Here is a 13,979-nt window from a genome sequence, read left to right as displayed (position 1 = left end):
TCATGCGCATTGTGATCGTCGCAAGGCGGATGGGGCAAGGAGTCGTTTCGCGCGGGAGACCTGCCCGTCCGGCCCGACCCTACTCAACGGCCATGGGGAGCGGGTTACTTGGGGCCCTTCGTGCCGCCGGGGCCGTGTCCGGGCTTTCCGTCGGTTCGGCCGGGGGGCGTGACGGCGGGAGCGGAGGTCGTCGGGGTGCCCGCCGTGGGCGTGCCGGCCGAGGGACTCGGCGCGTCCGGCTCGGACGGGGTGGAGCTCGCCTCCGTGGACGGGCTCACGGACGCCGGCCCGGACGGCTCGTCACTGTTCGGCGGCTGGCCGACGAGGGGGGTGCCGGGGGTCGGTGTCCGGCCGGTACCGGTCGACGGCACCGTCGGCGACTCCCTCACGGCCGGCCCCGTCCGGCCGCCGTCACCCTCACGTGTCCCACCGGAGGGCGCGTCCGAGAAGCCGAGGCCGGCGATCAGCGCGGCCGCCGAAACGGCACCCACGGCTCCGACGGCCACCACCACGCGGCGGGCACGCCAGGGCGCTCGTCTCCGGCGGGAGTGGCGGCCCGCACCAGCAGGGGCACGCACCGGCACCGGCGGCAGCTCGCGCGTGTCGCCCATGTCTCGCGTCTCGACGGTGCCGCGCGCGGCGTCCTGGCCGTCCGCCGGGTCGTAGACGTCCTGCCATCCGTGCGCCGCCGCCGGATCGGCGTACGCGTCGTAGGGCGGTGGCGGGTCGGTCTGCGGCAGGTACACGTTCGGTGGCCCCTGAGGGGCGCCGCCCGTCGCTCTGTCGGCGTACTCGGATGGCCTGGACATGGCGGCGCATTCTAGGCACCGAAGGTGCTGGTGGGACAGCGTGCGGCGATATCCACCCAAAGCGACGCGTCTCACGTGGCGGAAAACACGACCCGTGGCGCATTACCGCGCCGTAAGCTCCCAGACATGCAGGTGATCCAGTCGACCAAGCTCGCCAACGTCTGTTACGAGATCCGGGGCCCGGTGCTCGAGGAGGCGATGCGGCTGGAAGCCGCCGGTCACCGCATCCTCAAGCTGAACACCGGCAACCCGGCCGCGTTCGGCTTCGAGTGTCCGCCCGAGATCCTGGAGGACATCCTCCGGAACGTGTCCTCGGCGCACGGATACGGAGACGCCAAGGGCCTGCTGGCCGCCCGCCGCGCGGTCGTGATGCACAACCAGACCCTCGGCATCGAGACCGACGTCGAGCACGTCTTCATCGGCAACGGCGTCTCCGAGCTGATCGTCATGGCGATGCAGGGCCTGCTGGACGACGGGGACGAGGTGCTCGTGCCCGCCCCGGACTACCCGCTGTGGACCGCCGCCGTCTCCCTGTCCGGCGGCACCGCCGTGCACTACCGGTGCGACGAGCAGGCCGACTGGATGCCGGACCTGGCCGACATCGAGCGCAAGGTCACCGACCGCACCAAGGCGCTCGTGATCATCAACCCCAACAACCCGACCGGGGCCGTCTACGACGAGGCGATGATCAAGGGGCTCACCGACATCGCCCGCCGCCACAACCTGCTGGTCTGCTCGGACGAGATCTACGACAAGATCCTCTACGACGGTGCCGCGCACACCCCGACCGCCGCCGTCGCCCCCGACCTGCTGACCCTCACCTTCAACGGCATGTCGAAGGCGTACCGGGTGGCCGGCTACCGGGTCGGCTGGATGTCGATCTCCGGGCCCCGCGCGCACGCCGACTCCTACATCGAGGGCCTGACGATCCTGGCGAACATGCGACTGTGCGCGAACATGCCGGGACAGCACGGCGTCGTCGCCGCGCTCAGCGGACGCCAGACGATCAACGAGCTGGTGCTGCCGGGCGGCCGGCTGCGCGAGCAGCGGGACGTCGCCTACGAGCTGCTGACCCAGATCCCGGGCGTGACCTGCGTGAAGCCGAAGGGGGCGCTGTATCTCTTCCCGCGCCTGGACCCCAAGGTCTTCAAGATCAAGGACGACCGGCGGATGGTCCTGGACCTGCTCCGGCGCGAGAAGATCATGGTCGTCCAGGGGACCGGCTTCAACTGGCCGGAGCCGGACCACTTCCGCGTGGTGACCCTGCCGACGGTCGGCGACCTGCGCGACGCGGTGGGCCGGATCGGGCACTTCCTGGACGGCTACAGCCAGGCCTGACCGGACGCCTCGCTCACCGTACGTGTGCGGCCAGTCCGGAATTGCGAACAACTCAACTTTAGACGAAATCTAAGCTAGGATGGCTTCCTGTAAGCACACAGGAGGCCTTCCATGTACGAACCGATCCGCACCAAGTCGGTCCACAGCACGGTGGACGGCCCCGCCCCCGACTTCCCCCACCGCTCCCGCGAGGAAGAGCTGGACATCCAGCTCGCGGGCCATCTCGCCGCCCTGCTCGCCGTCACGGACGAGCTGCGGGCCGCGGAGAGCTCGACCGACCTGGACACCGCGGCGGAGCGGCTCGCGGAGCAGGTGAGCCGACTGCGGGGAGGACGTGCACCGGTCCGCGCGCCGATGAGCGGCACCCGGCGGGCGCGCGGCGTGGCGGCCCTGCACCAGCGGGCGCACGCGCTGGCGGGCCGCGCGCTGGTCGTCGCCGCCTCCCGCGCCGACACGGCGGCCGCCATCCTGTCCGCCGAGCGGATGGACGCGCACGCCGCGGCCCTGGAGCCGCGCGAACTCGCGTCCCGCTGAGCCCCCACGAGGGCTCCCCCGACGGCCCCGGTCCGCGCGCACCCGCAGCGACGCGCGGACCGGGCGCCACATCACTGCGTCGGCTCGAGCGTGGAGCGCCGCAGGAGTTTTGGCCGTGGGCGGGGTGCAGGCCCTTCGTGGCTGGTCGCGCAGTTCCCCGCGCCCCTTCAAGGGCGTTGCCGCGCCCGGCGCCTCACGTGCGCCTCCGGGAAACGGCGACGGCAGGGGCCCGCACGCCGTTGTGCGGGCCCCTGCCTCCTGTGGTGCTGTCACCGCGGCCGGCCGTGACGATGTTGCTGGTCAGGGCACGATCGGAGCCGGCCGCGGCGTCCGTGGAGGGCTGTCTCAGCCCAGGCGCTGCACCAGCGCGCGGTACTCGTCCCACAGCTCCTTGGGCGTGTGCTCGCCGAAGGTGTTGAGGTGCTCGGGGACCAGGGCGGCCTCCTCGCGCCAGACCTCCTTGTCGACGGTGAGCAGGAAGTCCAGGTCGCAGTCGGCCAGTTCCAGGCCGTTCGTGTCGAGGGCGTCCTTGGTCGGCAGGATGCCGATCGGGGTCTCGACGCCCTCCGCCTTGCCCTCTAGGCGCTCCACGATCCACTTCAGGACGCGGCTGTTCTCACCGAAGCCGGGCCAGACGAACTTGCCCTCGTCGTCCTTGCGGAACCAGTTGACGTAGTAGATCTTCGGCAGCTTGGACTGGTCCTTGTCCTTGGCCACGTCGATCCAGTGGGCCATGTAGTCGCCCATGTTGTAGCCGCAGAACGGCAGCATCGCGAACGGGTCGCGGCGCAGCTCGCCGACCTTGCCCTCGGCGGCGGCGGTCTTCTCGGAGGCCACGTTGGCGCCGAGGAAGACGCCGTGGTTCCAGTCGAAGGACTCGGTCACCAGCGGTACGGCGGTGGCGCGGCGGCCGCCGAAGAGGATCGCCGAGATCGGCACGCCCTTCGGGTCCTCCCACTCCGGCGCGATGATCGGGCACTGGGCGGCCGGGACGGTGAAGCGGGCGTTCGGGTGCGCGGCCGGCGTCTGGGACTCGGGCGTCCAGTCGTTGCCCTTCCAGTCGGTGAGGTGGGCGGGCGGCTCCTCGGTCATGCCCTCCCACCAGACGTCGCCGTCGTCCGTCAGCGCCACGTTGGTGAAGACCGCGTTGCCCCACAGCGTCTTCATCGCGTTGGCGTTGGTGTGCTCGCCGGTGCCGGGCGCGACGCCGAAGAAGCCCGCCTCGGGGTTGATGGCGTACAGCCTGCCGTCCTCGCCGAAGCGCATCCAGGCGATGTCGTCGCCGATGGTCTCCACCGTCCAGCCGGGGATGGTCGGCTCCAGCATGGCGAGGTTGGTCTTGCCGCAGGCGCTCGGGAAGGCCGCCGCCACGTACTTGGACTCGCCGCGCGGCGGGGTGAGCTTCAGGACCAGCATGTGCTCGGCGAGCCAGCCCTCGTCCCGCGCCATCACGGAGGCGATGCGCAGGGCGTAGCACTTCTTGCCGAGCAGGGCGTTGCCGCCGTAGCCGGAGCCGTAGGACCAGATCTCGCGGTCCTCGGGGAAGTGCGAGATGTACTTGGTCGTGTTGCAGGGCCAGGGGACGTCCTCCTGGCCGGGCTCCAGCGGGGCGCCCAGGGTGTGCACGGCCTTGACGAAGAAGCCGTCGGAGCCGAGCTCGTCGAGCACCGCCTGGCCCATGCGGGTCATCGTGCGCATGGAGACGGCGACGTACGCGGAGTCGGTGATCTCCACACCGAGCGCGGACAGCGGCGAGCCGAGCGGGCCCATGCAGAACGGCACCACGTACATGGTCCGGCCGCGCATCGAGCCGCGGAACAGGCCGCCCTGGCCCCCGGAGCCCTGGAAGATCTCCCGCATCTCGGCGGGGGCCTTCCAGTGGTTGGTCGGGCCCGCGTCCGCCTCCTTCTCGGAGCAGATGAACGTCCGGTCCTCCACGCGGGCGACGTCGGTGGGGTCGGAGGCCGCGTAGTAGGAGTGGGGGCGCTTGATCGGGTCGAGTTTCCGGAAGGTGCCCTTCTGGACGAGCTCCTCGCACAGTCGCTCGTACTCGGCCTCGGAACCGTCACACCAGACCACGTTGTCCGGCTGCGTCAGCTCGGCGATCTCGTTGACCCACGAGATCAGACCCTGGTGAGTGGTGGGGACGGTGGGAGCCGCGATGTCGCGCGCCACGATTGCTCCTAAATGAGGGATTTTTGTGATGTGGAGGCCCCGTGGGGGCTGCGACCCGGATGCTTCACGGTGAAACTTCGGCGCTCATCCGGTGCCGACCGCACTCATTTGATCATCCGACGCTTCCGCCCATCTGTCCAGAGGAGCGCACAGGTGAGCAACGTGAGGATCGCCACGGTTTCTCGCGCCTCCTTTACATGCACGTTGGGTTCACCTGACCCTCCGTTTGCGTAACCATCGTTCGGTCACGGTGAGAGGATGGCCACTCTTCATCGGCCGATCGACCCGGCTGATAGGTCACTTACGGTTCCGTAGCTACCATTCGGCCATGACTGCGTTCGCCCCCGACGCGCCTTCGGACACGCCGGCCGACGGCCGTGGTCCCACGGCGCTCTCCCTGCCGCACCCGGTCAAGCCCAAGCTGCGCGGCTGGCTTCACCTCGGTATGTTTCCGGCCGTCCTCGTCGCGGGCCTGGTGCTGACCGCCCTCGCCGACTCGACCAGAGGGCGCATCGCCTGCGGGATCTTCGCCCTGACGGCGTGCCTGCTGTTCGGTGTGAGCGCGCTGTACCACCGCGGCAACTGGAGCCCCCGCATGGACGGCGTGCTGCGCCGTCTGGATCACGCCAACATCTTCCTGATCATCGCGGGCACCTACACACCGCTGACCATGCTGCTGCTGCCGGGCGCGAAGGGGCAGTGGCTGCTGTGGGGCATCTGGGCCGCGGCGGCGGTCGGCATCGTCTTCCGCGTCTTCTGGGTCGGCGCCCCGCGCTGGCTCTACACGCCGTGCTACCTCGCGATGGGCTGGGCGGCCGTCTTCTACCTGCCGGACTTCATGCGAACCGGCGGCATCGCCGTCCTCGTCCTGGTCATCGTCGGCGGCGTGCTCTACAGCGCGGGCGGCGTGATCTACGGGATCAAGCGGCCCAACCCGTCACCGCGCTGGTTCGGCTTCCACGAGGTGTTCCACTCCTTCACCCTGGCGGCCTTCATCGCGCACTACGTGGGGATCTCGCTGGTGGCGTACCAGCACGGATAGTGACAGTGGGTAAGGATTGACAGTTACTGTCGATTCATGGCTGACGTCACCCCCGCCACCCGGCCCCCGCTGGGACTCCGGGAGCGGAAGAAGATCAAGACCCGCCGGGCGATCCGCGCCGCGACCTACGCGCTGATCGAGGAGCAGGGCTACGACGCCACGACGGTCGAGCAGATCGCCGACCGGGCCGAGGTGTCGCCGTCGACCGTCTTCCGGTACTTCCCGACCAAGGAGGACATCGTCATCACCGACGAGTGGGACCCGGTGATGACGGCGCAGCTGCGGGCCCGGCCCGAGGACGAGTCGTGGGCGGACGTCCTGCGGCATGCGCTGCGCACGGCCCTCGACCGCAGCCTCGCCGAGGAACCCGAGGCGACCCGGCTGCGGGCCCGGCTCGGGGCCGAGGTCCCCGCCGTCCGCGCCCGCATGACGGAGAGCATGGCGACGACCGGCCGGCTGCTCCGCGAGGGCCTCGCCGAGCGCTCCGGGCTGGACCCCGACAGCCTGGAGCTACGGGTCTTCGCCAGGTCCGTGCTGGGCGGGCTGATGGAGGTCTCCCGCTACTGGGCCGAGACCGGCCACCGCGACGACCTCCGGGAGCTGGTCGACCGTGCCCTGGACGTCCTGGAACACGGCCTGCCGACCGGAAAACCCTGAGGCCGGCGCCCGCCACCGTGACATCCTGACCGGGTGAACGGTCCCGAGATCCACGTCGAGTTCGCCCCCGAGCTGCACGTGTTCGTCCCCCAGGCCCGGCGGTCGGGCACCCTGCGGGCCACCACGGACGGCGTCTCCAGCCTGGGCCATGTCGTCGAGTCGCTGGGGGTGCCGCTGACCGAGGTGGGCGCCCTGGTCGTGGACGGCCGCGAGGTGCCCGTCTCGCACGTGCCGGCGGCCGGCGAGTCGGTGACCGTACGGACCGTCGCCCGCCCCCAGGAAGTGCCGGGCGCACCCCTGCGGTTCCTCCTCGACGTACACCTCGGCACGCTGGCCCGTCGGCTGCGGCTGCTCGGTGTCGACACGGCCTACGAGTCGACCGACATCGGCGACCCGGCGCTGGCCGCTCGTTCGGCGGCGGAACAGCGGGTCATGCTCAGCCGCGACCGGGGGTTGCTGCGCAGGCGCGAGCTGTGGGCGGGGGCGTTCGTGTACAGCACCCGGCCGGAGGAGCAGCTTCGGGACGTCCTGGACCGGTTCCAGCCCGAACTGCGGCCCTGGACGCGCTGCACGGCCTGCAACGGGGTGCTCCGCAAGGCGACCAAGGACGAGGTCGCCGATCAGCTGAAGCACGGGACGCATGCGACGTACGACGTGTTCGCGCAGTGCACGGAGTGCGGCCGGGCGTACTGGAAGGGCGCGCATCACGAGCAGCTGGAAGCGATCGTGGAGCGGGCGATGGCGCTTCGGCCGGAGCGCCGTTGACGGTCGGGTGCCGCGGGGAACTGCGGGCCGTTTGTGGCTGGTCGCGCAGTTCCCCGCGCCCCCTGGAGGGCGTCTAACGCCTGGTCAGGTCCTTCCTGCCGCAGGCGATGCCGTCCCTGTCGCGGTCCAGCCCGAGCGGATCGTCCTTGCCGTTGACCTTCAGGCGGCCGTAGTCGTTCGCCTTGAGCCACTCACAGCGGGACGCGGTCGTCTTCTTCACCTCCGCCGGGAAGTCGGTCGGCACGCAGACGTTGACCGAGCCGTAGTGGCGGTCGCAGCCGGAGATCGTCGGGCTGACCTTCTGCGACGTGCGCTTCTTGCCGGGTCCCGCGACCTTGCCCTCCGGCGCGTCCGCGAAGTCGTGGACATGGGCCGAGGCGTCCGTCGCCCTGAGGGCCTGGGGGTCCTTCAGGTGCACCCACTTCGCCACCGACGGCACCCCGTTCGCGTCGACCGCGAAGAGCATGTACCAGCCGGGCGGGGCCAGGTCGGGGTTGCTCGTCACGTTCAGGTCGACGTTGTCACCGTCGACCGACAGCGGCAGGTCCACGAACCGCTGGTTCGGGTCGGAGGAGTGGGTGACGGCGGCCGGGCGGATCAGTTCGGCCTTGGCGATGGGCCGGTCGACGGTGATCCGCTGGGTGTCGCCGTAGTTCCACTCGGTGTCGATCACCGAGGTGATCGCCGGTCGAGGGCCCTTGAACAGGTAGGGCGGGCTGTAGACCGACACGTCGTGGTTCCAGGAGCCGTTGCCCGGGTTGTCGCCGGTGGTCATCACGCGGCCGTCGGGGAGCAGGAAAGCGGAGGAGTGGTAGCCGCGCGCCTCGGGGTCGACGGCCACCGGGTCGAAGGTCTCCGACTCGGGGTCGAAGAGCGACGTCTCGTGGACCGGGTTGGCGCGGTTGTGCAGCGCGCCGCCCGTCTCCAGCACCTTGCCGTCGGGCAGGAGCACGGCGGAGACGTACATCTTGCCCTGGTCGCCGGTCTGCGGGACGGGCCCGTTGCCGAGGTCGACCGTGCCCTGCGGGATCGGCGGCCCGGCCACGTAGGACGGGTTCGGCTGCTTGAGGTCGATGATGTCGGTCAGGCGGTTCGCCTCCGGGTTGGAGTCGATGTTGCCGCCGCCGAGGGTGAGGACCTTCTGGTCCTGCGCCGGGGGCAGCAGCACGCTGGCCGACTGGTCGCGCTCGTCCTTCTTCTGGAGGCCGGGGACCTGGGTGACGGTGTTGGCGCCGTAGTCGTAGATCGCCGAGCCGGTGCCGGGGATGTTGTTGCCGAAGACGTGGCTGCCCGAGTAGAAGAGGCGGCCGTCCTGCATGAGGATCATCGACGGGTACAGACCCCAGTACGACCAGGTCTGGTTGACCTTCCACAGCGGCTGCCACCGCTGCTCGGCCTCGGAGAACAGCTCGGCGGTGACCGAGCCGGTGGAGTCCTCGCGCAGGCCGCCGAAGGAGATGACGTCACCGTTGCCGAGGATCGTGGCCGACGGGTACCAGTGGCCGTCGTTCATGTCGTTGGTCTTCGTGTAGGTCTCGGTGGCCGGGTCGAAGACGTACGAGTCCTTGTAGCCCTGGTAGCCGACACGGCCGTCCGCCGTCGGGTAGCCCTTGTTGCCGCTCATCACCAGCACGCGGCCGTCCTGGAGCTGGACGTGGCCGGCGCAGAACATGTCCTTCGGCGTGGGGATGACCTTGTAGGAGCCGTTCGCCGGGTTGTAGACGGCCGAGGTGAAGGTGCCGGCCTTGAACATCGACTCGTCGTTGCCGGAGCCCGCGATCAGCAGCACCTTGCCGTTGTTGAGGACGACGGAGTGCATGGAACGGACCGGGTTCTTCGTGGGCAGTACGTCCCACTTGCCGTTCGCGCACTGCTCGGCCGTGCCCGTGCACTTCGGCGGCAGGACCGGGCCGGGGACCTGGTCCATCCTGTAGTCGTCGGTCGTGGCCGAGCCGGTGCCGTAGACGGAGACGCCCCAGGAGATGCGGTCCGTGCCGGCCGGGACCTCGGGGGTGCGGACCGTGGCCTCTTTCCAGGTGCCGGCCAGGTCCAGCGTCTTGAGGTCGGTCCAGTACTGCCAGCCGGCCGTCGCGTCGTGCCGGAACAGTGTGATAGCCGCGTCGGGGGTGGTCGTCTTGTACCAGAGCCCGAGGTCGTACTGCCTGCCCGGCGTCACCACCGGCGCGCACTCGGCGGACTCGGTGATCAGGGCCTTGCGGTCGCCGTCGACGCGGCGGGTCAGCTCGACCTTCATGGCCTTGGTGCCGGTGTGCGCGTCGGCCGTGGTGGTGAAGGTGAAGTCGTTGTCGCCCCAGCCGGACTTCTCCCAGCAGTACGGCATGTCCCCGGCGCCGGCGGTCTCGAAGCCGGGGTTCCTGATGAGGTTGGCGGCGGAGGCGGGCTGGGGTGCGGTCAGCAGGAGGCCGGCCGTGAGCGCGCCCACGCAGGCGAGTGCGGTTCTTCTCCGGTACGTGTTCACACGGCTCTCCTCACGGTGCGGCCGTCGCGCACGGGCTTCTCGCCGGCCCGGCGCGGCAGGTAGACCAGCGCTTCGGTCGCCACGAAGCGCAGGACGAACGTCGTCACCAGCGCGAGCGCGGTGGCGGACAGCACGCCCAGGTGCAGCTGGTGCACGAACAGGGCGATCAGCGGGATGCGCAGCACCAGATCGGCGTTGGCGAGCAGCGCGAACCGGCCGGCCCGGTCCCACCAGCGCCGGTGCCGGCGCCGCTCCCGGAACAGCAGGTGCTCGATGAGCAGGAAGTTCCAGGCGACGCCGAGCTGGTTGGCGAGGATCTCCGCCGGTACGTAGTGCATGCCGACGGCGGTCAGCGCCCACAGGCCCAGCAGGTTCGGCAGGAAACCGGTGAGCCCGATCAGGCCGAAGCCGACCATGCGCGCGACCGGCGAGGCGGCGCGCAGCCCGGCCAGGTGGCGCAGGAACCGCAGCCCCTCCTGCGCGGTCGACTTCGACTCCCCGGCGAACCGGTCCTGGAAGACGAAGGGCACCTCGGTGACCTGGCGCGGGCGGCTGCGCACGGCGAGTTCGAGGAGGATCTTGTAGCCGAGCGGCTGGAGCACCTCGGCCGTGACCGCGCTGCGGCGGATCGCGAAGAAGCCGCTCATCGGGTCGCTGATGCCGTGCAGCCGGCGCGGGAACAGCGCCTTGGTCAGCCAGGTCGCCCCGCGTGAGACGGCCACGCGGTAGCTGCCCGCGAGCCCCGCCCGGCTGCCGCCCTTGATGTACCGGGAGGCGACGACCAGCCCGGCGTTCGCCCGCTCGCCGGTGGCGACCAGGTCCGGCACGAGGGACGGCGGGTGCTGGCAGTCGCCGTCCATGACGACGATCCAGTCGGACGTGGCGGCCTTCAGTCCCTCGACGACCGCGCCCCCGAGCCCGCCCACCGGCTCCTCGCGGTGCAGGACGGTCACCGGGAAGGGGCAGTCCTGCGCCGCCTTCTGGATGACCTCGGGCGTGTCGTCGGTGGAGTCGTCCACGAAGAGGACTTCGCACGGCAGCCGGGCCGGCACGGCCTCGGTGATCTGGTGCAGCAGCTGCCGTACGTTCGCCGACTCGTTGAACGTCGGTACGACGATGGTGACGGCGCCCGGTTCGGGGATCTCGGCGGTCTCGACGACCTCTCCGGGGACGGTGGACTCCTGGCTCATCGCGCGCCTCCGGCGGTGGTCTGGATCTGTCGGATCTCGATGCGGTCCGGACCGGTGCCGAAGGTGGCGACCGGGGCCGAGTTCTCCATGGCGGCCTTGACGTTGGGCAGGTCGGCCGCGTCACGCCGCACGGTCGGCGAGGCGACGACGTAGTCGAGGTCCTTCCAGCCGCGCGGCATCGTCTTCGTCACCGCCGGGTCGAGGTCGGCCTTGTAGAACCAGATGACGCCGAGCCCCGGCCGGTAGCCCTGGTGCACGAGGTCGAGCCAGAGGGCGTCGTCGACCAGCACTCGGGTGCGCTCCGGGTTCTCGACCTCGGTGGCCAGCCACCGGGACGCCGCCTTGTAGGGGGCGTTGGCGTCGGTGGTGACGGCGGTGCGGGCGCCGTCGTACCAGTGCGGTACGACGTAGGCGCCGGCGGCGAGAGCGAGGACCGCGGCGAGCGCGTACCGGCCCGCGCTGATGTATCGATTCTCCGCCTCGGAGCGCCGGCGGCTCAGTACCGCGTGGGCGACGGAGGCGGTTCCGCCGGCGAGGACGAGGGCGAGGAAGGGCAGGGCCTGGATGACGTACATCGCGGGCAGGTAGCCGTTGGGACGCAGGGCCAGCGCGGCGAAGATGGCGACGGCCAGGGCCGGTCCGGCCAGGGCGCGCGCCGTGACGGACCAGCGCCAGGTGACGAGGAGCAGCAGGGCGCCCGCGAGGCCGCCCAGCGGCAGGATCCTGTCGTAGTACAGCCACGACTGGAGCACGCCCCAGGAGCCGGAGCCCTGGTCCAGGATGAAGCCCGAACCCGGTCTGGTCATCTGGTACTTGACGCCGTCCCAGAGGGAGACGTGCCCGGCGCCGGGCAGCAGCTCGCCCTTGAGCAGGGCGAACAGCGGATACGAGAAGCCGATCAGGGCACAGGCCGTGACGGCTCCGGTGAGGGCGAACTTGCGGGTGTCCCGGTGGCTGTGCCGCCACATGGTGAGGAACAGGGCGGGCAGGACGATGAGCATCGTCTCCTTGGTGAGGACGGCCGCCGCCGCCGCCATGCCCGCGCCGAAGTGGTGCCAGAGGTGGCGGCTCGGGGAGGCGGCCAGCGTGAAGGCCAGCAGCGTCCACATCACCGCGAGGTTGTCGAGGAAGATCTCCCGCTGGAGGACGACCGCCAGCGGCGAGAGGCCGAAGAAGACCATGCCGAGCGCAGCCGCCCAGCGGGGCAGGGCGAGGCGGCGGCCCAGGACGTAGACGAGGACCGCGCTGATGCCGCTGATCACCAGCATCGTGGCGCGCATGGTGCCGACCGTCATCGACTCGGGGCTGATCAGCGCGGGGATCCAGGTCAGCACGGCGATCTGGATCCAGCCCAGCGGCGGGTGGTCGTACCAGTAGGTGTAGTGGGCGAGGCCGTCGCCCTGCTGGACCGACCAGGCCTGGGCGAGGTAGGTGCCCTCGTCGTCGCTGAGGGCCGGGTAGTCGGCGATGTTCCAGCCCTGCACGACGAGGATCGCCACGAGGAGGACACCGCACAGGAGCAGGTCGGACCGGGAGGAGCGCAGCCGGCTCGGCGGCTCCGCTTGCCGGTGCGCATCGGCGCCGGACACGGGCCGGCGCTGCGCGGGAACCTTCGCTGTGGTCACCGCGGGAAGGGTGGAGGTCACGCGGGAACGTCCTCTCGGGTCACGGGGACGTCCTGCCGGGTCACGGCCGTCTCGTCGAGATGCGCGCCGACGTGGCTCGTCAGCTCCCAGTCGGTGCGGCCGCGCTGCTCACGCCACACGGCACGGACGGCCGCCCCGGCGAGCAGGACCTGGTAGAAGGGGCCGCCCACGACCAGCTTCAGGTAGTGCGCGAACCGCACGCGCAGCCCGTACTGCTTGCCGAAGTCGTGCAGTCCGACGATCTCGAAGACGAAGGTGACCAGCGCGGTGACGGCCGGCAGGAAGGTGATGAAGGCGACGCCGACGGGGACGTCCAGGAACAGCGCGATCGCCACGTTCAGCGGGATGATCAGGCCGGTGAAGGCCTGCATGAACGGTGTCATCAGGGTGTAGCGGGCGAGCAGCCGCTGCCCGAGGGTGGGCAGTTGCTTCCAGTCCTTCTTCCGGTACACCTGGAGGAATCCCTGGTTCCAGCGGGTGCGCTGCTTCAGCAGGGACATCAGCGAGCCCGGGGTCTCCTCGCGGGTCACCATGTCGGAGTCGTAGGCGACGACGACCTTCTTGCCGACGCTGGAGAGCCTTACGCCCAGGTCGCAGTCCTCGGCGAGGCAGTCCGGGTCCCAGCCGCCGGCTTCCCTGAGGACGCCGGTGCGGACGAAGACGGTGTTGCCGCCGAGCGGGATGAAACCTTTCTGCGCGTGCAGGTGGAGCCGCGAGCGGAACCAGAAGAAGTACTCCAGGCAGTTGCGCAGGCTGTACCAGCTGGAGTGGAAGTTGATCAGCTGCACGCCGCCCTGGACGACGTCCGCGCCGGTGGTGCGGAAGGCGTGGTCGACGTGCGCGAGGAGCTCGGGATGGACCTGGTCCTCCGCGTCGAAGACGCCGACGACGTCGCCGCGGCAGTGCGGCAGGGCCGAGTTCATGGCCTTCGGCTTGTTCTTCTTCTCGTGGCGGTCGACGACGACCCGGACCCGTGCATCACATGCCGCGGCCCGCTCGGCCACGGCGGTGGTCTCCGGGTCGTCGTGCCCGACGATCACGATGATCTCGAAGTCGGTGTGACTGGACTCCAGCAGCCGCTGGATCGTGTGGTCCAGCACCGCCTGTTCGTGCCGCGCGGGCAGCAGCAGCGAGAACGAGACGTGCTCGTCCCCGTCCGGGCTGCTGAACCGCGTGGAGGCGAACACTTCCGGCGTACGCCAGGCGTGCATCTGCCACCACAGGGTGAACGCAGCCATCCAGAACAGGGCCAGTGAAACGGCAGCGATGAAGACAGACGTCAGCAAACAGATCCCCCCAGATCCCAGAACCCCCCGCCGTGACGGCTTACCTCATCCGTCACGG

Annotated in this window: 11 protein-coding genes; 5 read left to right on the top strand and 6 right to left on the bottom strand. The window is 70.3% G+C overall.

The genetic code is table 11. From position 1 onward, the window contains the following. Positions 1–104 precede the first annotated feature (104 nt). A complete protein-coding gene (locus tag AC07F0_RS11510; RefSeq protein ID WP_478977206.1) occupies positions 105–809 on the bottom strand; it encodes a hypothetical protein in 705 nt (234 codons plus the stop codon). 126 nt (positions 810–935) lie between these two features. Between AC07F0_RS11510 and AC07F0_RS11505 the strand changes: the two genes are divergently transcribed. Both AC07F0_RS11505 and AC07F0_RS11500 read left to right on the top strand, forming a co-directional pair. Beyond that, the gene (locus AC07F0_RS11505; protein ID WP_436727920.1) at positions 936–2,147 is read left to right on the top strand and encodes a pyridoxal phosphate-dependent aminotransferase; all 1,212 of its coding nucleotides are present in this window, start codon (positions 936–938) and stop codon (positions 2,145–2,147) included. Between the two features lie 111 nt (positions 2,148–2,258). Further along, a complete protein-coding gene (locus AC07F0_RS11500; RefSeq protein ID WP_478977203.1) occupies positions 2,259–2,681 on the top strand; it encodes an SCO4983 family protein in 423 nt (140 codons plus the stop codon). Positions 2,682–3,026: 345 nt separating this feature from the next. On the opposite strand, the gene AC07F0_RS11495 is transcribed toward AC07F0_RS11500, so the two are convergent. Beyond that, positions 3,027–4,856, bottom strand: coding sequence for a phosphoenolpyruvate carboxykinase (GTP) (locus AC07F0_RS11495; protein WP_478977200.1), 1,830 nt, complete (start codon positions 4,854–4,856; stop codon positions 3,027–3,029). Between the two features lie 328 nt (positions 4,857–5,184). Between AC07F0_RS11495 and trhA the strand changes: the two genes are divergently transcribed. Genes trhA through AC07F0_RS11480 form a run of 3 tightly spaced genes read left to right on the top strand, consistent with a single transcriptional unit; the run spans position 5,185 to position 7,320 of the window. Beyond that, positions 5,185–5,898 (top strand): PAQR family membrane homeostasis protein TrhA, encoded by a 714-nt coding sequence (gene trhA / locus AC07F0_RS11490; RefSeq protein ID WP_478977197.1) that lies wholly within the window; start codon positions 5,185–5,187, stop codon positions 5,896–5,898. A 36-nt stretch (positions 5,899–5,934) separates the two neighbouring features. Further along, a complete protein-coding gene (locus AC07F0_RS11485) occupies positions 5,935–6,555 on the top strand; it encodes a TetR/AcrR family transcriptional regulator (RefSeq protein WP_478977194.1) in 621 nt (206 codons plus the stop codon). A gap of 33 nt (positions 6,556–6,588) precedes the next feature. Further along, positions 6,589–7,320, top strand: a complete 732-nt coding sequence (locus AC07F0_RS11480; RefSeq protein ID WP_478977191.1) for a Mut7-C RNAse domain-containing protein — start codon at positions 6,589–6,591, stop codon at positions 7,318–7,320. A gap of 73 nt (positions 7,321–7,393) precedes the next feature. On the opposite strand, the gene AC07F0_RS11475 is transcribed toward AC07F0_RS11480, so the two are convergent. Genes AC07F0_RS11475 through AC07F0_RS11460 form a run of 4 tightly spaced genes read right to left on the bottom strand, consistent with a single transcriptional unit; the run spans position 7,394 to position 13,921 of the window. Continuing rightward, positions 7,394–9,799, bottom strand: a complete 2,406-nt coding sequence (locus tag AC07F0_RS11475) for a galactose oxidase-like domain-containing protein (RefSeq protein ID WP_478977188.1) — start codon at positions 9,797–9,799, stop codon at positions 7,394–7,396. Next, entirely contained in the window at positions 9,796–10,989 is a 1,194-nt protein-coding gene (locus AC07F0_RS11470) for a glycosyltransferase (protein WP_478977185.1), read from the bottom strand. The genes AC07F0_RS11475 and AC07F0_RS11470 overlap by 4 nt, the downstream gene beginning before the upstream one ends. Next, complete coding sequence (locus AC07F0_RS11465; RefSeq protein ID WP_478977182.1) at positions 10,986–12,635, bottom strand: ArnT family glycosyltransferase; 1,650 nt, start codon at positions 12,633–12,635, stop codon at positions 10,986–10,988. The genes AC07F0_RS11470 and AC07F0_RS11465 overlap by 4 nt, the downstream gene beginning before the upstream one ends. Next, on the bottom strand, positions 12,632–13,921 hold the full coding sequence (locus AC07F0_RS11460; RefSeq protein WP_478977179.1) for a glycosyltransferase: 1,290 nt from the start codon (positions 13,919–13,921) through the stop codon (positions 12,632–12,634). The genes AC07F0_RS11465 and AC07F0_RS11460 overlap by 4 nt, the downstream gene beginning before the upstream one ends. Positions 13,922–13,979: the final 58 nt, after the last annotated feature.

The organism is Streptomyces sp. NPDC045955, assembly GCF_056430805.1.
Note: the sequence above shows the minus strand (reverse complement) of the source record. Positions and strands in the feature narration are given on the sequence as shown.